Consider the following 22,213-nt stretch of genomic DNA (forward strand, 5'->3'; position numbering starts at 1 on the left):
TTAGACCTCTAGATGCGATCGCAGTTCAGAAGTTAGGATTCAAAAAAAATAATTAATATAGATAGATGAGCCGTTTTTTTGTCGCCCTTTTACCACCGCAAGACATTCAAGATTACGCCAACCAGATTAAGCAGTACTTTGCTGATCGCTATGCTAGTGGCGGGGCGCTAAAGTCTCCGCCTCATATTACCCTGCAACCGCCCTTTGAATGGGCAGATGCTAACTTGCCACAGCTAGAAGCATCCTTGAAGGAGTTTGCTAGTGGACAACTGCCAGTAGCAATTACACTCAAGGGGTTTGATGCCTTTGCACCTCGTGTCATATACATTAATGTAGACAGAAGTCAAGAACTTTTGACTTTGCAAGCTGATTTAATGGTTCATACAGAAAGCAACTTGGGAATTGTTGACAAGGTTTCTAAAACCCGCCCTTTTGCGCCCCATATGACGGTTGCTTTTCGGGATTTATCAAAGCAGAACTTTAGAACTGCTTGGCCAGAATTTGAAAAGCGTCAGTTGCATTTTGAGTTTACTGCCGACAAATTAACGCTACTACTTCACGACGGTAAGCGCTGGAATATTAAATCGGAGTTTGGTTTGTTTGCTTCTTATTGAAATGAGTTTAGAGACAGTTTGTGGCAAAATGCGATCGCAGTTCCTTTTTGCATGACTAATTTTCTCTGGCACCGATTATAATCTAGGGCTTAACTCTCAGTGAGTTTTAACCGCAACAGGAAGCATTATTGTAAACTCTGTTCCTTGTCCTACAACAGAATCTACCTTGAGCGTTCCCCCATGTCGCTCAACAAATTGTTGTTGAGCGATCGCTAATCCTAAACAAACCTGTTCCTTGACCCACGGGCTTGGTGGTGAATAAGTAATCAAATACCCGTTGCTTAGGGAACTCCAAAAAATAAATTATCCTAATTTCTGGACTCAACACGACTGTTCCTCCCCCCTGCTCCCTGCTCCCCGCTCCCCTGCCTCTTCTGACAACCGTGTGTCCCTAACGCATAGTATCATCATCAATAGTTTTGGTAAGCGATCGCGATCGCCTACCAAGACTTAAAACCATCTTTCTTTTTACCAGTCTATAGTCACCTACGTCTAATACTATTTCACTTTAATGATGATACAAATACGCTGGTAAGGGCATGGCAATGCCATGCCCTTACGAGAAATCTATATGTATCAGGATTTTTGTGAATTGGTATAACCTCTCAAAGAGTTGCACCTTGGTGTCACACATTGCTTAACTTTTGGAGTGCCTTGCAAACAAGACATGTTAGATTTATTTATTTCTACTTACTTAATTTTTGTAAAACAAGATACATTAAATGGTAGTTTAGTCGCAAAGGAATCAAAAAGTATGGCCGTTAGTAGTCCTGAAGTCATCCGTCATATATTGATTGGGCTGGGATATTTAGCTCCTGAGATTGATCCTAAGCCGGATCTGACTAAATTTGCTCCCTGGAAGCGGAATAACAACTCCTTGACAGATGATCCTACTGAAGAAGCGATTAAAAAGTTTCAGAAACAGTATTCACAAAAACTTGTGGTAAATGGCAACGCTGATGCCGAGACTCGAACCGTAATGGAAGATACAGTCAAAGGGCTTCAGAATAGATTGAAGTTTCACGGTTTCGCAACCAATGCCGAAATTCCTCCAAACAAGCCTTTTTATGGGCCAGCCACTTATACAGCAGTCAAGAAATTTCAGAAATCTCAGGGTTTAACTGAAAATGGCATTGCCACTATTGAACAGCGTCAAATTCTACAGCAACCTACTCTAACAAATAAGCCCCAACCGCAGCCCCAGACACAACTCAGACTGATAGATTTATGCTTCCAATTTAAAAAGAATCCTCAAAATCCTTCTTACATCGCAGCCCTAAATAACTTACAACAAAATTTACCCAAGGACGTTTTACACAAAGTTACTAACAAATGGAGGGGTACAAATGATCAAAATCCTGAGATTGTCAAGCTGACGAATGTCTTCACTTACTATGATGACAACAATCAAAACCATCGTGATGCACTAACTCACTTACAAAGTCAGATCACCCCAGCCATCTATAAAGAATTTATTAGTCTCTGGAATAAGAAATAACAAGAAGCTTTTATTTATTCAGAGTAATAAAACAGCGTTAACGTGCGCCTCCAACGGAGGCGCACGTTATCTTAAAAAAGGTGGCAGACCATCACGCCCTTGGTCAGAAAAGACCGCAATGACTGATGAATAACTCAAACTGTTCACGCCTAAACGTAGTGAGACAGCATTTATTTTCCTTAAACAGTCGATAATGTAAATAAATGTAATAAAATCTTCAGGCAGGACAGAAGTATCTATGCGTGTAATTTTGATGACCGGTAAAGGCGGCGTGGGCAAAACTTCCGTTGCTGCTGCAACTGGACTCCGTTGTGCGGAAATAGGCTATCAGACATTGGTTTTAAGTACAGATCCCGCTCATTCTCTGGCAGATAGTTTTGACATAGAAATGGGACATGTACCCCGAAAAATTCGTCCAAATCTTTGGGGTGCTGAACTGGATGCGCTGCAAGAACTAGAAGGAAACTGGGGTGCTGTAAAACGTTATATTACCCAAGTTTTACAGGCAAGGGGTTTAGACGGCGTACAGGCGGAAGAATTGGCAATTTTACCAGGCATGGATGAGATTTTTGGCTTGGTAAGGATGAAACGCCATTACGATGAAGGTGAGTTTGATGTTTTAATTATCGACTCAGCCCCTACTGGCACTGCACTGCGCTTACTGAGTTTACCTGAAGTCGGTGGCTGGTATATGCGCCGTTTTTACAAACCATTTCAAAACATCTCGGTAGCACTTCGGCCCCTGGTTGAACCTTTTTTTAGACCAATTGCTGGTTTTTCGCTACCAGATAAAGAGGTGATGGATGCACCTTATGAGTTTTATGAACAAATTGAAGCCCTGGAAAAAGTATTAACAGATAATACTCAAACTTCAGTGCGTCTGGTCACTAATCCCGAAAAGATGGTGATTAAAGAGTCTCTTCGTGCCCATGCTTATCTGAGTTTGTATAATGTTGCAACAGATTTAGTCGTGGCTAATCGGATTATTCCAAGTGAAGTTCAAGACCCATTTTTCCAACGTTGGAAGGAAAGTCAGGAGCAATATCGCCAGGAAATCCATGATAATTTCCACCCTTTACCTGTGAAAGAAGTTCCACTTTTTTCTGAGGAAATGTGCGGATTGGCTTCATTAGAACGCCTGAAGGAAACTCTCTATAAAGATGAAGATCCAACTCAGGTTTATTACAAAGAAACGACTATGAGAGTCGTGCAAGAGGAAAACCAATACAGCTTAGAAATTTATTTGCCTGGGATTCCTAAAAACCAAGTTCAACTGAGCAAGAATGGGGATGAATTAAACATTACCATTGGCAACCACCGTCGAAACTTAGTTTTGCCACAAGCCTTAGCAGCACTACAACCAGGGGGGGCAAAGATGGAAGATGACTATCTGAAAATACGCTTTGCCGACAACATAAGAGTTTAATTTTATTGATCGTTATTCTGTCAATGAAAATTTAAAACTTAAAAGCAAGAATTTTCTCTTGTAAATGATCAGACGCTATTAAAATTGCGTCTTTCTTTGTGATTTTTTTAGTGTATTTTTATAAAAGGTAAATAAATATTTTTATTAATGATTTGCCAGTAGTTTTACGGAAGACAAATATATTAAATAAATTTCAAAATGGCTTTAGCTTTAATTATGTCAGTTTGCTAATTATTAATTTATTTTCTTATCAGCAATGATCTCCAACCCTGAACAAGATTTGCCTTTATGTCGTCATGAAGAAAGTTTACTACGCCGCATTACAAACCGTATCCGACGAAGCTTAGAGTTGGAAGAAATTATCACAGTGACAACGGCAGAGGTGCGATCGCTACTAAAAACTGACCGAGTGATGATTTATAAATTTCATGGCGATGGTAGTGGTCAGGTCATTGCTGAGTCAATTTACGAAAATCGGTTGCCATCACTACTGGGGTTGAATTTCCCGGCTGAGGATATTCCACTCAGCGCCCGTGATCTATTTATCAAATCACGGGTGCATTCTGTTGTGAATGTTGATACTCAAAAGATTGGTCAAATTCATCTGCGTGACTTGGATAATGGAGAAACTATATCAGAGGAGATCCGTTACCGCACTGTAGACTCCTGCCATATTGAATATTTGACGGCAATGGGAGTAAAGTCTTCTGTGGTAGCGCCTATTATCTATCAAGATCAACTTTGGGGGCTGTTGGTATCTCATAATTCTGAACCACATTTGATTTCAGAATATGAACTAGAAGCAGTACAGATGGTAGTGGATCAGCTGTCAGTAGCGATCGCTCAAAGTACCCTGCTGACTCAAGTCCGCAAAACAGCCGAACGGCAAGGTATCATTAACCGCATTGCTACCCTACTACATGCACTGCCAACAATTGTATTACAACCAGCCCTAGAAGCGGCTGTTGCTGCCTTTAATGGTGTTGGTGGCAGGCTTTGCATTAGAAATGAAGCTTTTGATTTTCAAAATGGCAACGTCACCAGCTTAACAGAATGCTTAATACCAGGAAATACTTGTATCAAGCTTTATATCTGTGGACAGCAACCTGTGATGCCAGAACAAACTATATATCCGCTAATAGAGCAGTACAGTGTCTGGCACGAACACTATAAGTCTAGTAACTACGACGTTTGGGCGATTTTAGATATATATAACACTCCCGGCTTGCGAAGTTTGCAAGTTGCTTTTGAACCAACTAAAATTCGCAGCATGTTAATGATCCCACTTTTATATCGTCAGCAGTTGCTAGGCTACTTAAGCATTTTCCGCAACGAAGTAGATACAGAAACCTTATGGGCGGGGCAGTATGACAGCGATCAAAGGCAATTATACCCCCGGCGATCGTTTGAAGTTTGGCGCGAATCTAAAAAAGCACAAGCTCAAAAATGGACAGATGAAGAGATTGAACTGGCTAGAGACCTCGGTAAACACTTTGCTTCAGCAGTTCAGCAGTATGAACTATACCAACAAGTACAAGTCTTCAATGAAAATTTAGAAAAACAAGTTAAAAGACGCACAGTTGAGTTACAACGGACATCTGAACAAGAACAGGCTGTGTTTAAAGTGATTGCCGAGATTCGGGAATCTCTTGATACAGATACCATTTTTCAAACCACTACTAAAGAAGTTTGTCAATTAATTAAAGCCGATCGCGTTTCTGTTTATCGTTTCGATTCTAGTTGGGGTGGTGAATTTGTCGGCGATTTCGAGGCTGCTAGTCCATACTGGTCGAATGAGTCCGAACTAGGTATCAATACAATTTGGAATGATACCTATTTACAAGACACACAGGGAGGACGCTACCGTAACAATGAAACATTTGCAGTCGATGACATCTACAAGATGGGTTTTGCTAAGTGTCATATCGACAATCTAGAGCAGTTTCAAATTCACGCTTTTGTGCTTGCTCCGATCTTTGTTGGGCAAAAACTTTGGGGTTTGCTGGCAACTTATCAACACACTGGCCCCAGACAATGGAAAGCCTCTGAAGTTAATTTTCTCAGTCAGATTGCTGCCCAAATGGGGGTAGCACTCCAGCAAGCTGAATTACTCGCTCAGACACGACAACAGACGTTAAATTTGCAACAAGCAGCAGAACAACAACGGGTATTGTTTGAAGTTGTTGCGAAAGTTAGGGAATCTCTTGATTTAGATGCGATTTTTCAGACAACCACCCAAGAAATCTGTAAATCACTACAAGCAGATCGAGTTGCAGTTTATCGGTTTCAGGCTGATTGGAGTGGTGAATATATCGCTGAGTTTGTGGGTGATGGTTGGGTAAAGTTAGTAAATAATAATATCAATACAGTTTGGCAAGATAGTTATTTGCAGGAAACCCAAGGTGGGCGATATCGTCACAATGAAACCTTTGCAGTTAATGACATCTATCAAGCCGGTCACTCTGATTGCCACGTTGCGGCTCTGGAGCAATTACAAGCAAAGGCGTATGCGATCGCACCTATATTTATCGGGCAACAGCTATGGGGCTTATTAGCAGCTTACCAGAACTCTGCACCCCGCCAGTGGGAAGCCTCGGAAATTAAGTTTATCACTCAAATTGCCAATCAGCTTGGGGTTGCACTTCAACAAGCCCAATTGCATCATCAAACCAAAGAGCAAACAGAAAAGCTGACTCAAGCTTTGCATGATTTACAGCAAACTCAAACCCAACTGATCCAAACTGAGAAAATGTCCTCACTAGGTCAATTGGTAGCTGGTATTGCTCACGAAATTAATAACCCGGTGAACTTCATTTATGGCAACATCAATCATGTCAACAATTACGCCCAAGATTTACTCAGTATACTAGACCTCTATTTGCAAGACTCCCCTAACCCCAACCCTGAGATTCGCGATCGCGCTTTCGAGATAGACTTAGAATTTCTCATGGAAGATTTGCCCAAAACTTTATCTTCCATGAAAGTTGGAATTGATCGTATCCGTCAGATTGTCTTGGGTTTACGCAATTTCTCGCGCCTTGACGAGGCAGAGAAAAAGCCAGTTGATATTCACGAGGGCATTGATAGCACGTTGCTAATTTTGCAGCATCGCTTGAAAGCAAAACCGGAAAGTCCAGCGATTAAATTAGTCAAAGAATACAGTGACCTTCCATTAGTAGAGTGCTATGCCGGGCCACTAAATCAGGTATTTATGAATGTTTTAAGCAATGCGATCGATGCTTTAGAAGATTACAGGGAATCTGAATCAAAACCTCATAGCAGTCAAATTACCATTCATACTGCTGTTGGAGAGCTTGAAGGTAATATCAAGAGCGTAGTAATTCGCATTGCGGACAATGGCTCAGGAATACCGGAGGCTTTGAAGGCAAGAATCTGTGACCCATTTTTCACTACTAAGCCAGTAGGGAAAGGCACTGGCTTGGGGTTATCAATTAGTTATCAGATTGTCGTAGATAAACACGGTGGTGTATTTAAATGTGATTCTCAACCGGGATTAGGTACAGAATTTTGGATTGAAATTCCCGTTAGACAAATCACCAAATCATAGAAAGAAATTCGCGTCAGTTTTACCCCACCCTAACCCTCCCCTTGAAAAGGGGAGGGAACTAGATTCCTGTTTCCCACCTTTCCAAGGGGGGATTAAGGGGGTTGGGGGATCTAATATCTTTATCAACAAACGCTTTAACGTTAAGTTGACACAAATGCACACATGTAATCCCCTACAGATCGCCAACTACAATTATTTTTAACTTCTCAGTTGCACCGGCATAGCTAAATAGGTCATTTTCAAACCACCCAACGGCGTAAAAATCACCGGAGTTAGGCTTTGATTTAAATGCATTTGAATTTCGGAAGATGGTAACTCTTTCAAGCCTTCCATCAAGTATTTAATATTAAAGGCAATTTCTATGTTTTCTCCAGAAATTTGCGCCGGCATTGACTCTCTACCACTTCCTACATCCTGAGCTTCGCAAGATAAAGTAATTTCTTGGGCTTCACTGTCAATACTGAGCTTGACAATATTGTTTTTTTGATCTGCTAGCACAGCAATCCGTTCCAAAGTGCTGACGAATTGTCGCCGTTCAATTGTGACTTGTCGCTCAAATTGGCGGGGGATTAATTGTCGATAAGCAGGATATTGTCCTTCTAATGTGCGACTAGTCAAGCGTTGATTTTGCCATGCAAACACAACTTGACCTTGATCGAAATATAAAGCGACAGGTTCATCTGATGAGGCGCTATGAGCTAGCATTCGTTGGAGTTCGCGTAATGCTCTAGCTGGTACTGTTACTTCTAGTTGGGTAGTTCCACCTAGAGGGCGCTCGTTGCTGGTTTCTACCACTGCGAGGCGATGTCCGTCGGTAGCTGCAAATTCTAGGGTATCTTGTTTAACTGTTAAATGCACTCCCGTGAGTACTTGCTTGGTTTCATCACCACTTGTAGCAAATAATGAACCTCGTAATCCCTCAATTAATGCGGCGGTGGTGAGATGGATTACTTCGGTATTTTCAATTACAGGTAGTTCGGGAAATTCTTCAGGGCCCATTGCTCGGACTTGGTAATGTCCACTCTTGGGTGTGAGTGTAACTATTAAACCTTCTCCACCGGGTGTTGCACCTGTCAAGGCTGATTCATCGTCTAGAGTGATTTCGCCTTCTGGAAGACGAGAGGTGATATCTACAAGTAACTTAGCAGGAAGTGCGATCGCACCACTTTGCCATACCTCTGCGTTAAAGCTGGTGCGGATTCCCAAACTGAGATCAAAGGCTGTTAAGCTTACTTGGTTAGTTTCAGCATCCGCTTGCAGCAGCACATTGGCAAGTACTGGATGAGTTGGTCGTGAAGGGACTGCACGACTAACGAGTGAGAGGTTTGTACTGAGATCGCTTTGGGAGCAAACTAATTTCATAAGTCAGATGCAGCTGGTGAAAGATATCCTAACATTCTTATTGTTTATAGGCGATCGCTATTTGTTTGATTAGTGCGTAGGCGGTCTAATAAATTACCTACTGAGAGCAAATGCTGGGGAATTCCTCCCATGCGCTCTAGAATGCTTTGCTCACCGTGAGATGTGGGATTTTTCTGATCCTGTCTATCTTTTATGAATAGCAAGAAGTTGAGCACTTCTTCCACTAAAGAATCTGAAACCTGCTCAATTTCCTGAATAAGTTGCTCTCTGGCTGTCATAAATTATCTGTCTCAATACCAACAAAACTTCATTTATCACGTTAACAAGTGTTCAGGGGCTATTTCATCTCAGACAACAAGCAAAAGCGATGGCTTCTACTGTTCAAACTGTAAAAGTTTAAACCTTTGCAACAAATGCTCTTCCATGTATAAGAAAGGCTTAAGTATTTCTTACAAATATATAAGCCGTTGCAGCAAATGCTTAATACTTTGCAACAAATACTCTTCCATGTATAAGAAAGGCTTAAGTATTTCTTGCAAATGTATAAGCCGTTGCAACAATTGTTTAATACTTTGCAACAAATGCTCTTCCATGTATAAGAAACGCTTAAATCATTGCAGCAATTGTTGTAATGAACTTATAAAAGCATTTGCTACTTGAGGCTTAAAACAGTCTCAGTGAAATTAACTAAATTTTTGAAGATCGGATATTTACGACAAGCTACGCCTAAGCAACTGATTTTGCTATATTTTCCGATGCCAATCAAGCATTTTTTGTATAAAACAGTACTATCAACCTAGTGGCAGAGATGCATTATGGCACGTCGTAAAAGAAATTCAAACGTTTTAGAACGAGCCGATCGCCGAATTGAAAGTTTACAATCTATCAGCGTAGAACTTGACTTTGGCCAAGGACTGACTATAGAAGCTTATAATATGACAATTAACGATCTCCGGTCTAAGCTTGCTGCTTACAATACTGCGTTATCTACAATTGACAAACTCACTGATGATGTGAAGAATGCAGAACAGGTTGTAATAGCAATGTCAGAAAAAATGTTATTAGGAGTTGCCAGTCGTTACGGTAAAATCAGCCAGGAATACGAGATGGCGGGTGGTGCGCGACGAGGTAATACTAAGAAGAAGCGAAGCGTATTAGGCAATGCCAAAGTCACTAATCCTTTAGCAACCGATTCTGTTCAGCCTTCTTCTGTAAATGGATCTATGAATGGAGTGTCGGGTGCGATCGTAAGTTAGTACAACATATCGCAAGGTGTAAGGGCACGGCATGCCGTGCCCCTACGGATATACCTCATTAACAGAAAATCAAGATTTTTAACCCGCGTAGGCGGGTTTTGTATTTCGACTCCGCTCAACACAAGTCTGTGTAGCCACGACTTCCAGTCGCCCAGTGTAGTACGCAAACATACTATAATTTGTGAAAAGCGTAATTTATCCTACTCCTAAAGACGCAAGAGGTATCGTTGGTGTCGCTCAAAGTATTCATTTCCTACTCTCACGCCGACGAATCCCTAAAGAATGAACTAGTTAACCATCTCACTACGTCGATACGACAATGTATAATTTCAACCTGGGACGCTCGTGAGATACCACCTGGAGGAGAATGGGATCGGCAGATTAAGGAGAATTTGAACACAGCCGATATCATTTTATTGCTGGTAAGTTCAGACTTTATACGTTCTGAATACTGCTGGAGTATTGAAGTTACCAAAGCAGTAGAACGGCACGAAGCTAAAGAGGCTTGCGTCATTCCAATTATTCTGCGAAGCGTTGATTGGGAGAACGCGCCATTTGCTCAACTACAAGCTCTACCTCAAAATACCCTACCTGTGAGGTCTTGGAATAATCAAGACGATGCATTCAAAAATGTAGCTCAGGGAATTAGGTTTGCTGCTAATAAACTAATTGAGGAGCGTCAGCAACAACAGTTAAAGATAGAAGCCGCCATAGCTCAGTATCGCCAGAGGGCTGAATATTTTACATCTGATGGCAAGATTTCTCCTCTGGAATTGGACATGTTGAACGATTTACAGAAAAACTTAGGATTAACAGATTCAGAAGCCAGTACAATCCGAAAGAAAGCATTAGACTCTTACAGGATATATAGGGAAAAGATAGAGATATACAGGTTATCCTTGATAAATTTTATAAATGAACAAGGATATCCATTAGATGGAAACGCTGAACGTGAATTAAAGGAATTCCAACAACACTATAAGCTTAAGCATGAAGATATAGTTCGCTTAAGGGAAACAGAGCTTTTTACAGCTCTAGAAATAGTCGCAATTCCTGGTGGGAAATTCTTGATGGGTTCCCTAGAGAATGAGCCAGGAAGACTAGATAGGGAAAGTCCACAGCACCTTGTTACCATTCAACCCTTTTTCATGGGCAAATATCCAGTTACACAAAGCCAATGGGCTGTTGTAGCTGCGCTAAAAGAGGTAAATAATCCTTTAAATCCCGACCCCTCACGCTTCAAAGGCGCTAATCGACCTGTTGAGCGTGTTTCTTGGTATGATGCAATTGAATTTTGTGCCAGATTATCTAAGAAGACAGGGAAAACCTATCGCTTGCCTAGTGAGGCAGAGTGGGAATATGCCTGTCGTGCGGGAACTACTACCCCATTTTATTTTAGTGAGACAATTACGACAGACTTAGCAAATTATGACGGTAACTATACCTATAGTGCTGGAACAAAGGGTGAATATCGTCAGCAAACAACAGATGTCGGTAAATTCCCACCAAACTCCTTTGCTTTATTTGATATGCATGGTAATATATGGGAATGGTGTCAGGATGCTTGGCACGAAAATTATAACGGAGCGCCAACAGATGGCAGCGCTTGGATAAGTGAGAATGATGAGCGGCTACTGCGTGGTGGTTCGTGGAGCGGCTTTCCGAGGTTCTGCCGCTCGGCCAATCGCTACTGGCGTGCGCGCGGCGGTAGGTACGACTACGTGGGTTTTCGGGTTGTGGTTGCGGCTCCCTTTGGGACTTAGTATCCTTTTACACTCTTGCTCTTTTGCCCTGTTCGCTTTTTTCTTTTCCCTTCTTGATTTCTCTCGCGCTCTGCGCGATCAAATTTTTTTAGCTAAATTTTGAATGAGTGATTTACCGATAATACAGAAAACTTACTCGATACAGCACCCGTAATTTATTTTGTAGAACGCAATCCGCAGTTTGTGGATTTAGTCAATCCAATTTTTGATCGGTTAGAAGTTGACATTACAGCAGTAGTATCTGCAATCACGCGATGTGCAACTTATTCTTGGAACCCCTCTCCAAACCTCTCCCCGAAACGGAGAGAGGCTTTGATTCTTGCTCCCCTTCCCTTGTAGGGAAGGGGTTGGGGGTTAGGTTTGAGATAAAGTTGCACACGGCGTTGCAATCATAGCTAGTAGTAGCGCGGCAAACTTAATTTGTTCGGTTGAGTAATCATAGAATAGTTTTATTTGCGACTTTCTCGGTTTTTTGAACCCAATGTTTAAAGGTTGACGTGCTAGTAGATTGGGTTGAGGAACGTAGCAAGATCCCCCAGAGTAACCCAACATTTTCATATCAATCCTCAATTTCATACCAATTTCATTTTGAGATGAAAGACTGGGTATAAGGTGCAGAAAAATCCCCCAAAACAAAGCTAGCTTTGTTTACCAAAAATTACGATCGCAATTTCTTTGCACCCATACTTCAGGATTTCTGATAGCGATGCCCAACTCTCTGCGTTTCCAACCAATTCTAACCATGCGTTGTGTTTCTGGTACACTTGTCAGCTTACTATTATTGGCAAGCCCAGTAGCAGTTTTAGCCCACGCCGGACACGGAGATGAATTTCACCAAGAAAGTGAAACCACCCCAGCAACTAGCTCTATTCAAGTTGACGCTGAAACTGCCAAACGCCTGGGAATTAAAGTTGAGCCAGTAAAAAGCCAGCGTTTAGCTGTGGGTATAAAAACCACAGGACAGATTGAAACTTTACCCAGTAAACAAGTTGAAGTAACAACACCAATTGCAGGCGCAAAGGTCGTTGAGTTATTAGTGGAACCTGGTGCATTAGTTAAACAAGGTCAACCCGTGGCTATACTATCTAGTCCCGATTTGGTAGAACTACGGGTTAACTCCCAGGAAAAACTGGCTCAAGGACAGGCTGATTTGCAACAAGCCTTAGCTGATTTAAAGTTAGCGCAACAAAACCGCGATCGCTATCAACAAATTACCACAGCAGAGATTGCCCAAGCCCAAAGTCAAGTAGCATTTTCCCAAGAGAAGTATGATAAAGATCAACAATTAGTTGCTGAAGGTGCTTTACCACGGCGTAATGCTCTCGAATCTCAAACTCAACTAGCGCAAGCTAAAGCCGACCTCGCCAAAGCCAATAGCCGCCGAGAAGTTATTGAAGCTGAAAATCAACTTAAACGCGCTCAGGCATCTGTTGACGTAGCAAAATCCCGGATCACTCTCAGTAACAGCACTTATGAAACTCGGCTGCAACAACTAGGAATCCGTGGCAATGCTAAAGGATTGGTGACGGTAACATCTCCCATTTTTGGGAAGGTTGCAGATAGAGAAGTTACTCTTGGTCAAACCTTTGAGGATGCAGGTGGTAAGTTAATGACGATTGTCAATGACAATCAGGTTTTTGCCACAGCGAATATATATGAAAAAGATTTAGACAAAGTTAAAGCAGGACAACAAGTTAGGGTTAAAGTTGCTTCTGTCCCGAATCGTACTTTTACAGGACGAATTGCGGTAATTAATTCTGTAGTAACAGGCGAGACGCAGGTTGTACCTGTAAAAGCCGAAATCAATAACCCTGGTGGCGTACTCAAACCAGGAATGTTTGCAGACTTGGAAGTTTTGACAAACCAAAGCTCCTCAGCTATCTTGGCGATTAAGAGCGCGGCTGTGGTAGAAGCTAATAATAAAAAAGTTGTCTACATCCAAAATGGCAATGCTTATCAACCTGTTGAAGTTACCTTAGGCCAAACCTCTGGAGATATGGTTGAGGTAAAAACTGGTTTATTCGAGGGTGATTTGATAGTTACCCAGCGAGCGCCGCAACTTTACGCTCAATCTCTGCGCGGTGATACCAAGAAAAAAGCAGACGAACACACGGAAACTCTTGTACAAACAGCAGAGACTAAAACGCCTAGCTTGCCAGTACCCTGGTGGATTGCAGCCGGGGGAGGATCAGCACTAGCTACTGTAGCTTTTATGGCAGGTACTTTCTGGGCTGGTCGTCATGGCAAATATCAATATCAATTAGCCACAGAAAGCTACCTTACAGAAGAACCTTTAAACAGTGCCGTACCAGAATTCAATGATAACCATCGGGTGACAAGTAAAGATTCAGAGATTGAAAAATAACAATGCTGAGTGCCATTATTAAGTGGGCGATCGCTCGCCGTTGGTTAGTCATTCTAGGGACAATTATCCTTACTATTTGGATATTTCGGACGATTATCCAAATGCCTTTGGATGTTTTTCCTAGCTTTGCACCACCCCAAGTTGAAATTCAAACTGAAGCACCAGGACTCGCCCCCGAAGAATTAGAATCTTTAGTAACTTTACCCATTGAAAGTGCGATTAATGGTACTCCGGGAGTGACAGCAGTCCGCTCATCTTCAGCAGCAGGAATCTCTGTTGTTAAAGTCATTTTTAACTGGGATACTGATATTTATCAAGCTCGTCAGTTAGTAACAGAGCGATTGCAACAGAGCTTTAGTAAGCTACCGTCAGGGGTGGAAACTCCCCAAATTTCCCCTACAAGCTCTCCCATTGGGACTGTATTACAATATGCCTTTACCTCCCAAAGCACTCTTTTGATGGAAGTGCGGCGCATTGTTGATTGGCAAGTAACAAATCGTCTTTTAGCTGTGCCTGGAGTTAGTCAGGTAATAGCATACGGTGGCGATGTTCGCCAATATCAAGTATTAGTTGATCCAGAAAAATTAAAAGCCTTTAATGTCACTTTAGAAGAGGTAGAACAAGCTGCATCTGCTGCCAACGTCAATGCACCTGGTGGCTATTTAATTACACCTGATCGAGAAAAGCTAATTCGTGGAATTGGGCGGATTGAATCTATTGAAGAATTACAGCAATCAGTGATTACTGCCCGCAATGGTACACCTGTCAATCTCTCAGATATTGCTGATGTGCAAATTGGTGCGGCGATCAAACGGGGTGATGGTAGTTTTAACACTCAAAAGGCAATTGTTGTGATGATTAACAAACAGCCTCAAGCCGATACTCCTACTGTCACTCATCTTATAGAAAATGCGATGTTAGAGATTCAAGGAGGATTGCCCAAAGATATCAAAGTTACACCAACCTTTCGTCAAGAAAACTATATTGATTCTTCTATTGAAAATGTTAGAGAGGCTTTAATTGAAGGTAGTATTATTGTTGCTTTAATTCTGATTCCCTTCTTAATGAATTGGCGCAACTTAGCTATTTGTCTAACTGCCTTACCTTTATCTTTATTACTAGGAGTACTATTACTAAATTGGTTAGGGCAAGGTTTAAATACCATGACTTTGGGAGGGTTAGCCGTGGCCATTGGTTCAGCCGTTGATGATGCAATTGTTGATGCTGAAAATGTCTACCGTAATCTGCGAGAAAATAAATATTCTCCCAACCCCCGCCCGGTTTTAGATGTTGTATTTGATGGTTGTCAAGAGGTACGCGATTCGGTATTTGGAGCTACCATCATTACTATAGTTGTCTTCTCCCCAGTTTTTGCTTTAGCAGGTGTAGAAGGTAGCATTTTTATCCCGATGGGATTAGGCTATATGGCAGCAGTTATCGCTTCGAGTATCACAGCATTAACGGTGACTCCGGCTTTATGTGCAATTTTACTGCCTTATGGTCGCTTGCCAGAAACAGAACCTTGGGTAGCGAGATTTTTTAAACGGCTTTATTATCCTTTATTAACATTTTCTTTAAAGCGTGCGGAAATTGTTTTAAGTTTAGCGATCGCTAGTTTGATAGCTGCAACTATAATTTTCCCCTCCTTTGGCAGAATATTTTTACCAGAGTTTCAGGAGCAAACTTTAGTAAATACCCTAACTCTTTATCCGGGGGTTTCACTGGAAGCTACGAATGCAGCTGGTGAAGCACTTCAGCACGCACTCAAGGGAGACTCTAGATTTCCTTATGTGCAGTTGCGTTCTGGACGTGCGCCAGGAGACGGGGATGCAGCAGGGGTGAATTTAGGACACTTGGATATCGAGTTAAGCGATGCAGCGATGAAAGATCGGGAGGGGACAATTGAGAAGTTAAGGGAAGAATTTGCTAAGTTACCGGGGGTAGCACCAAATATTGGTGGTTTTATCTCCCACCGCATGGATGAGGTATTGTCTGGAGTCAGGAGTGCGATCGCTGTCAAAATCTTTGGGCCAGATTTAGAACAACTCCACAGCATTGGACAGCAAGTTAATGATGTCATGAAAACCGTTAATGGGATTGTAGATTTACAACTAGAACCCCAAATACCGATTGAACAAATACAAATAAAATTCAACCGACCTGCTGCTTCCCGGTATGGTTTGACAATAGGTAAACTTTCGGAAATTATTGAAACTGCTCTGAATGGACGAGTAGTATCTCAAATCTTAGAAAAACAACAAACTTTCGATTTAGCTGTGTGGTTAAAGCCAGATGCACGGAAAAATTTGGATACAATTCGCAATTTATTAATTGATACTCCTAGCGGTCAAAAAATTCCTTTATCACAGGTTGCCAATATTGAAAATGGTACTGGGCCTAATACTATAAATAGAGAGAATGTATCCCGATTAATTGTTGTTTCTGCTAACGCTAATGGTAGAGATTTACGCTCAATCGTCAATGAAATTAGAGACAAAGTTAATCAACAATTACATCCACCTTCTGGTTACTATATCCAGTATGCGGGACAATTTGAAGCAGAAGAAAGAGCAACCCAGAATATTTTCATATCGAGTGCGATCGCCTTTGTTGCAATTACAGTCATCATGTACATTTCTGTCAAATCTATCCCTTCTACTGCCATGATTATGATTAATTTACCTTTGGCTTTAGTAGGAGGAGTATTTTCAGTAGCTTTGACTGGCGGCGTTATTTCTATTGCCTCCTTGGTTGGCTTTATCACTCTATTTGGAGTTGCTACCCGCAACGGTTTGTTACTTGTGGATAATTACAACACCAAATTTGCTGAGGGTTTACCACTTAAAGATGTTCTGATTAAAGGGTCAATGGAACGTTTGAATGCCATTTTAATGACAGCTTTTACCTCTGCTTTGGGATTAGCACCTTTAGTAATTGAAAGTGGGCCAGGAAAGGAAATCTTACAACCACTTTCAATAGTAGTGTTAGGTGGGTTGTTTACTTCTACGGCATTAACCTTAGTAGTTCTCCCCGCACTGTATATAAAGTTTGGCAGGTTTTTGCTCCCTCAGCATACTAAAGCAATCTTATATGATTTGTGAAAATGAAAAGTTAAGATACCCGACTTCTTCAAGAACTGGAATATTTTACTTTTTCAATAAAAATTATCGGACTCCCAAAACTGCTAAAAGCATTGTGCCAAATTACCAATCAATTTCAAACAAGGCATAAATTAATGAAAAAGCTAAAATCTAGTTTCATTATTATCGGAAGTGTAGGTCTGCTTTTCTTAGGAGCTTGTAGTAACACTAATCAAAAAGTTAATACAGAAAATAGCTCAGTTTCTTCTACCTCAAGCGCCAAAGCTCCATCAGTTATACCTTCACCTGCGGCTAAAAAAACAAATAGTCCACATGGTGAATCTAAAGGTGGCCAAGTTGTAGAGACAGGAACTTATCACTTGGAGTTCTTAGCAGAGAAAGAAACCAATACAACTCACATGGATTTATATTTGCAAACAGGTGACAATCACGAAGCAGTACCTAATGCAAAGGTAATCGCTCAAGTCCAGCTACCGGATGGGAAACAAAAGTCAATTCCTTTAACCTATGACGTTAGTGGTAAACACTACACAGCAATGCTATCCGAAAATACATCTGGTCAGTATCAGGTGAAAATTACTGCGGATATTAAAGGTGAAAAAGTAGACGGTCGTTTTAATTTTAATCGGTAACTGTTAGCTCGACTGACTGAATTACGAATTAGTCTGACAAGTGAAATTTATGCGAGTGCTACTAGTAGAAGATGAAACAGATTTAGGTGATGCCATTAAGCGAACTCTTACCCAACACAAGTATTTAGTCGATTGGGTACTAAATGGTACAGATGCATGGGCATATTTAGAAAATAGCTGGACACAATATACACTAGCTATTTTCGATTGGATGCTACCAGGAATATCAGGATTAGAATTGTGCAAACGGCTACGCTCCCATAAAAATTCTCTACCTGTGTTAATGCTGACAGCCAAAGACAGCATGGAAGATAAAGTGGCTGGGCTAGATGCTGGCGCAGATGACTATTTAGTAAAGCCATTTGGCATGGCAGAATTATTAGCAAGATTGCGAGCATTGCAGAGGCGATCGCCCCAATTTCAGCCCCAAGAATTAACTGTTGGCAATCTAACTTTAGATTACGGCAATAATTTAGTTGTTGGTCAGAATGCTGCGGGAAATAAACACGAAATTACTCTAACAAATAAAGAATTCCAGTTACTAGAATATTTTATGAAGCACCCAAACCAAATTGTTACTACAGAACAAATTCGCAATCAGCTTTGGGAAGTAAGTGCAGAACCAGTTAGTAATGTCGTAGCTGCTCAAATGCGGTTGCTGCGTCGCAAACTAGCTAATAGTGGTTGCGAAAATATAATTGAAACTTTGCATGGGATGGGATATCGTCTGAATCTGACTTTTAATACTCTCCGTTCTCAAGAGCATAATTCGTAGCTGTAATTTACAGCTTGATTTATAATTTCGGAGTTTCAACCTAGCGCTAACACCAAAATACTTTCCAATTCGCTATTTCCAAACTGGATGATGGTGTCAAAATTTTCTCGTATAGTTGTCACAATTTTGGATGTTGGGCTATTGCCAATACGGAGATAGATAAATTTTGGTGGATGGCCATAGAGAAGACTACGTTGATGGAAATCAGAATATTTAGAAACAATCACAAAATCATTAGCTTTAGCATATTCCCAAATGACTAAATCATCGGTATTGGTAAGTGCTAATGCTTTAACATGAGAGGAATTGGGGTACAAATCCAAAATTTGGGGAATAATCCGATCAGAAAGGTTTTCGTCCAAAAGCAGTTTCACAGGGATGCTACAAATAATTTTTTCTCACGATCAGCAGCAAAGGCAAGACAGGCTTTTATATCTTCGGATGTGAGTTCTGAAAAATCCTCTAGAATTTCTTCTTCGGTCATACCACTTGCAAGATATTCTAAAATGTCATACACGGTAATCCTCATTCCCCGAATACAGGGTTTGCCACTACGTTTGCCAGGTTCGATTGTTACAATGTTGTCGTAGTTCATGGTATCAGTGAAATTTTATATTTAGGGGAGACATCTGAAAACAAGGTGTTGCCAACAACAAGATATTGACCCAAGCTAATCAAATCTATATAGAATCATTAGTATCATAAGTTTATAAATTTTGTTCGCTATCAGCGAATTATTTTTAAATAATTGCTATTTTTATGAATCAAAATAAACTATTTCAGCAAACCCGCCTGCGTTTAGCGCTGTGGTATGCGCTTGTCATGGCTTTGATTTTAAGCCTGTGCGGATTCGGCATCTACAGAGCAATTTCCCATGCCCATTGGATGACATTAGACCGAGAACTGGAATCTGTCGCTGGAACCTTACACGATACTATTGAACTGAAACTACAGCAACCTGGTCAATTGGAACCAGTAATACAGCAACTTTTACCTAATATTTGTGTGGTTGGCACTAGCTGCATTCAAGAGCAATTAAGTTCTAAACGCCATATTTTAAGCGCAATTAATCAAGGTAATTATTATGTCCGTTTTTTCGATAATTCAGGACGCTTAATTGCGATCGCAGGAACTTATCCAGAAGGATTTCCTATAGTCTTTAATAAAGAACTTTGGCAAACTCTTAAAGATAGCAAAGGCAACTTTTATCATCAAATTTCCTTTGTGCTACACACCCAAGAAAATCTCGATTGGGGTTACATCCAAGTAGGGCGAAGTCTCGCGGAATTTAATAGTTATCTCACTGCGGTAAAACTCACTTTAGCAGTGGGATTACCAATTGTAATGGGTTTGGTTGGTTTTGCTAGTTGGTGGTTAGCAGGATTGGCAATGCAGCCGATTTATCGCTCATATAAACAAGTCCAACAATTTACAGCAGATGCCGCACACGAATTACGAACACCTCTAGCAGCAACACAAGCGACAGTAGAATCCGCTCTGATGATGCCTCAATTAGATGAAACAGAAGCGCGAGACATTCTACAAACCCTACACCGTCAGAATCAGCGACTCACAACTATAGTTACAGATTTACTGCTGCTAACTCGCCTGGATCGTCAATCTGTGCCAATGCAACGTGACATTTGTTGCTTGGATGATATTGTTAATGACTTAATAGAGGAATTTGCAGCATTAGCGATCGCAGCCGATATTACACTAACATCTTCAACCCGGGTTTCAAATCCTCTAAATATTGTCGGCAATGAAGATCAGCTTTATCGCTTGTTTTCTAATTTAATTGTCAACGCAATTCAATACACCCCATCAGGAGGAAAGGTAACGGTTACCGTAGACCGCAGTGATCATTATGCCGTGATTCAGGTACAAGATACAGGCATTGGTATTCCCCAGCCAGAGCTAACGCGAATTTTTGACCGCTTCTATCGAGTGAATAGCGATCGCTCCCGTAGCACTGGCGGTTCTGGATTAGGATTAGCGATCGCACAAGCAATTGTTTTGGCACACCACGGCAGTATAGATGTGCAAAGTGAATTCGGCAAAGGTAGCACTTTTACTATTAAGTTACAAAGAAAGCCAGGAGGCAGGAAACACGATAGCGCAGCGTCTCGTAGAGAGCGTCGGCAGGAGGCAAAAATTATTCACAGAAACTACTTTACATCTGTGGAAAACTTGTGGAAAAACATGCGAGTTTTTCCACAAGGTAATTATACTTAATTAAGTTTTACCAGCAAAATATCAAGTTTTCCACAGATTTTTCCACAATCTAAGTTAAATTTAATCAATTTTTATACGTTACTTAATATTCTCGACTACTTATTCAGCCGTCAAGGCTAATGATCAGAGTGCTGGTTGTGGAAAACTTAAAATAAATCTTCACGATGGTTTTTGGGAGCGGCTAGTCATATTGATGCGATCGCTCAGTTGGCGTAGAGTTTGTGCTAAAGTGCGATCGCTTTCTTGAAGTTGAGTAATTTTATCGCAACTATAGATTACCGTTGTATGGTCTTTACCACCAAATTCCTCGCCAATTCTCGGCAAACTCAGAGATGTGTGTTGGCGCATGAGATACATTCCTATTTGACGCGCCCAGCTAATCTCTCTACGTCGTGAGTTACCTTTGAGATCGTCTATTAAAATATCAAAATTATCTGCCACAACCTTTAAAATTGCTTCTGGGGTAGCTGTCATTTTTTCGTTAGGCGGTTCTAAAACTGGTGTGATATTTTCCACCGTCATCGGTAAGCCCCAAATGGAAATATAAGCCACCGCCCGAATTAAAGCTCCTTCTAATTCTCTAATATTAGAAGTGTAGTTAGAAGCAATATACTCAATCACGTCGCGGGGAAGCCGAATATTTTCATCCTCAGCTTTTTTCTGCAAAATAGCCATTCTAGTTTCTAAATCCGGCTTTTGGATATCTGCGATTAACCCCATAGAGAACCGAGAACAAAGCCGCTCTTGTAAGCTAGGAATCTGGTTAGGAGGACGGTCGGAAGCAATGACAACTTGTTTGCCAGCTTCATGTAAAGTATTAAAAGTATAAAAAAATTCTTCTTGGGTGTATTCCTTCCCTTCAAGAAACTGAATATCATCAACTAATAAAACATCAGCGGCTCGGTAATGCTCTCGAAAACTTTGCATACTATCCTTACGAATCGCTGTAATTAAATCATTAGTAAACTGCTCAGTCGAAACATAAAATATTTTACAATTAGGCGAAATTTCCCAGCGATAGTGACCAATAGCTTGCATGAGATGAGTTTTACCCAAACCTACGCCACCGCATAAAAATAAAGGATTAAACTCTTTACCTGGAGATTCTGCAACTGCCAAAGAAGCAGCATGAGCCATCCGATTGTTAGCACCAACTACAAACCGGGAAAAGACATATTTAGAGTTTAAATCAGTAGTTTTATGATTGTGATTAGGAACAGCTTCCGAAATACTGCTAGGATTTGGTGATTCCCAAGAAACCTCTCGCTCACTAAAATGAGAAACTTCATCACCTTGAGCAACAGTAATGTAAATTCCTACGGGATGACCGAGAATATCTTGTACTACATGAGCAATGGTATTGATGTAATACTTCTGTAACCAATTACGAGCAAATGGGTTAGGAGTACGAATAACCAAGCAATTATTTTCTAATCGCTCTGCACTAGCAGTTTTGATCCAAGTTTCAAAGGTGGGTCGGGATAGTTCAAGCTGTAGGCGCTCTAGTACCTGACTCCACAGATTTTCTATGGGAATTTCCATTATCCACAACCTTTGCTGCTAATCGTCACAATAGAAGAGAAAGCACCAATTTAGCATCCAGACACGCTAGACCTAG

17 protein-coding genes are annotated in these 22,213 nt (G+C 41.0%); 11 read left to right on the plus strand and 6 right to left on the minus strand.

What is annotated here, in order from left to right:
* Nucleotides 1–65: 65 nt before the first annotated feature.
* Entirely contained in the window at nt 66–614 is a 549-nt protein-coding gene (locus ACEYW6_RS05335) for a 2'-5' RNA ligase family protein (RefSeq protein ID WP_412978910.1), read from the plus strand.
* Between the two features lie 96 nt (nt 615–710).
* Here ACEYW6_RS05335 and ACEYW6_RS05340 read toward each other — a convergent pair whose 3' ends face one another.
* On the minus strand, nt 711–884 hold the full coding sequence (locus tag ACEYW6_RS05340) for an ATP-binding protein (RefSeq protein WP_412978911.1): 174 nt from the start codon (nt 882–884) through the stop codon (nt 711–713).
* Nucleotides 885–1,281: 397 nt separating this feature from the next.
* Here ACEYW6_RS05340 and ACEYW6_RS05345 point away from each other — a divergent pair, with 397 nt between their 5' ends.
* The 3 genes from ACEYW6_RS05345 to ACEYW6_RS05355 all read left to right on the plus strand — a co-directional run bounded on the left by ACEYW6_RS05345 (nt 1,282) and on the right by ACEYW6_RS05355 (nt 7,106).
* A complete protein-coding gene (locus tag ACEYW6_RS05345) occupies nt 1,282–2,112 on the plus strand; it encodes a peptidoglycan-binding protein (protein ID WP_206758379.1) in 831 nt (276 codons plus the stop codon).
* Nucleotides 2,113–2,350: 238 nt separating this feature from the next.
* On the plus strand, nt 2,351–3,538 hold the full coding sequence (locus ACEYW6_RS05350; RefSeq protein ID WP_412978912.1) for a TRC40/GET3/ArsA family transport-energizing ATPase: 1,188 nt from the start codon (nt 2,351–2,353) through the stop codon (nt 3,536–3,538).
* Nucleotides 3,539–3,794: 256 nt separating this feature from the next.
* Nucleotides 3,795–7,106 (plus strand): GAF domain-containing protein, encoded by a 3,312-nt coding sequence (locus tag ACEYW6_RS05355; protein ID WP_412978913.1) that lies wholly within the window; start codon nt 3,795–3,797, stop codon nt 7,104–7,106.
* Nucleotides 7,107–7,304: 198 nt separating this feature from the next.
* Here ACEYW6_RS05355 and dnaN read toward each other — a convergent pair whose 3' ends face one another.
* Nucleotides 7,305–8,468 (minus strand): DNA polymerase III subunit beta, encoded by a 1,164-nt coding sequence (gene dnaN, locus ACEYW6_RS05360; RefSeq protein WP_412978914.1) that lies wholly within the window; start codon nt 8,466–8,468, stop codon nt 7,305–7,307.
* A gap of 44 nt (nt 8,469–8,512) precedes the next feature.
* Nucleotides 8,513–8,746, minus strand: a complete 234-nt coding sequence (locus ACEYW6_RS05365; protein ID WP_412978915.1) for a hypothetical protein — start codon at nt 8,744–8,746, stop codon at nt 8,513–8,515.
* A gap of 537 nt (nt 8,747–9,283) precedes the next feature.
* Between ACEYW6_RS05365 and ACEYW6_RS05370 the strand changes: the two genes are divergently transcribed.
* The 6 genes from ACEYW6_RS05370 to rppA all read left to right on the plus strand — a co-directional run bounded on the left by ACEYW6_RS05370 (nt 9,284) and on the right by rppA (nt 18,360).
* On the plus strand, nt 9,284–9,724 hold the full coding sequence (locus ACEYW6_RS05370) for a hypothetical protein (RefSeq protein ID WP_412978916.1): 441 nt from the start codon (nt 9,284–9,286) through the stop codon (nt 9,722–9,724).
* Nucleotides 9,725–9,954: 230 nt separating this feature from the next.
* Entirely contained in the window at nt 9,955–11,487 is a 1,533-nt protein-coding gene (locus ACEYW6_RS05375; RefSeq protein WP_412978917.1) for an SUMF1/EgtB/PvdO family nonheme iron enzyme, read from the plus strand.
* Nucleotides 11,488–12,193: 706 nt separating this feature from the next.
* A complete protein-coding gene (locus ACEYW6_RS05380) occupies nt 12,194–13,852 on the plus strand; it encodes an efflux RND transporter periplasmic adaptor subunit (protein ID WP_412978918.1) in 1,659 nt (552 codons plus the stop codon).
* A gap of 2 nt (nt 13,853–13,854) precedes the next feature.
* Nucleotides 13,855–16,953, plus strand: a complete 3,099-nt coding sequence (locus ACEYW6_RS05385; protein ID WP_412978919.1) for an efflux RND transporter permease subunit — start codon at nt 13,855–13,857, stop codon at nt 16,951–16,953.
* Nucleotides 16,954–17,087: 134 nt separating this feature from the next.
* On the plus strand, nt 17,088–17,585 hold the full coding sequence (locus tag ACEYW6_RS05390; RefSeq protein ID WP_412978920.1) for a hypothetical protein: 498 nt from the start codon (nt 17,088–17,090) through the stop codon (nt 17,583–17,585).
* Between the two features lie 49 nt (nt 17,586–17,634).
* A complete protein-coding gene (gene rppA / locus ACEYW6_RS05395; protein WP_412978921.1) occupies nt 17,635–18,360 on the plus strand; it encodes a two-component system response regulator RppA in 726 nt (241 codons plus the stop codon).
* A 35-nt stretch (nt 18,361–18,395) separates the two neighbouring features.
* Here the strand turns inward: rppA and ACEYW6_RS05400 are convergent, their stop codons facing one another.
* Together ACEYW6_RS05400 and ACEYW6_RS05405 are read right to left on the minus strand one after the other, a co-directional pair.
* Nucleotides 18,396–18,734, minus strand: a complete 339-nt coding sequence (locus ACEYW6_RS05400; RefSeq protein ID WP_412978922.1) for a DUF5615 family PIN-like protein — start codon at nt 18,732–18,734, stop codon at nt 18,396–18,398.
* Complete coding sequence (locus ACEYW6_RS05405; protein ID WP_190913566.1) at nt 18,731–18,955, minus strand: DUF433 domain-containing protein; 225 nt, start codon at nt 18,953–18,955, stop codon at nt 18,731–18,733. The genes ACEYW6_RS05400 and ACEYW6_RS05405 overlap by 4 nt, the downstream gene beginning before the upstream one ends.
* A gap of 164 nt (nt 18,956–19,119) precedes the next feature.
* On the opposite strand from ACEYW6_RS05405, the gene rppB reads away from it, so the two are divergent.
* Nucleotides 19,120–20,595, plus strand: a complete 1,476-nt coding sequence (gene rppB, locus ACEYW6_RS05410; RefSeq protein WP_412978923.1) for a two-component system sensor histidine kinase RppB — start codon at nt 19,120–19,122, stop codon at nt 20,593–20,595.
* Nucleotides 20,596–20,754: 159 nt separating this feature from the next.
* On the opposite strand, the gene dnaA is transcribed toward rppB, so the two are convergent.
* Nucleotides 20,755–22,137, minus strand: a complete 1,383-nt coding sequence (dnaA, locus tag ACEYW6_RS05415; protein WP_412978924.1) for a chromosomal replication initiator protein DnaA — start codon at nt 22,135–22,137, stop codon at nt 20,755–20,757.
* Between the last annotated feature and the right edge of the window lie 76 nt (nt 22,138–22,213).

The sequence above is a fragment of the Nostoc sp. UIC 10607 genome (genome assembly GCF_047228265.1).
GTDB classification, from domain to species: Bacteria; Cyanobacteriota; Cyanobacteriia; order Cyanobacteriales; family Nostocaceae; genus Nostoc; species Nostoc foliaceum_A.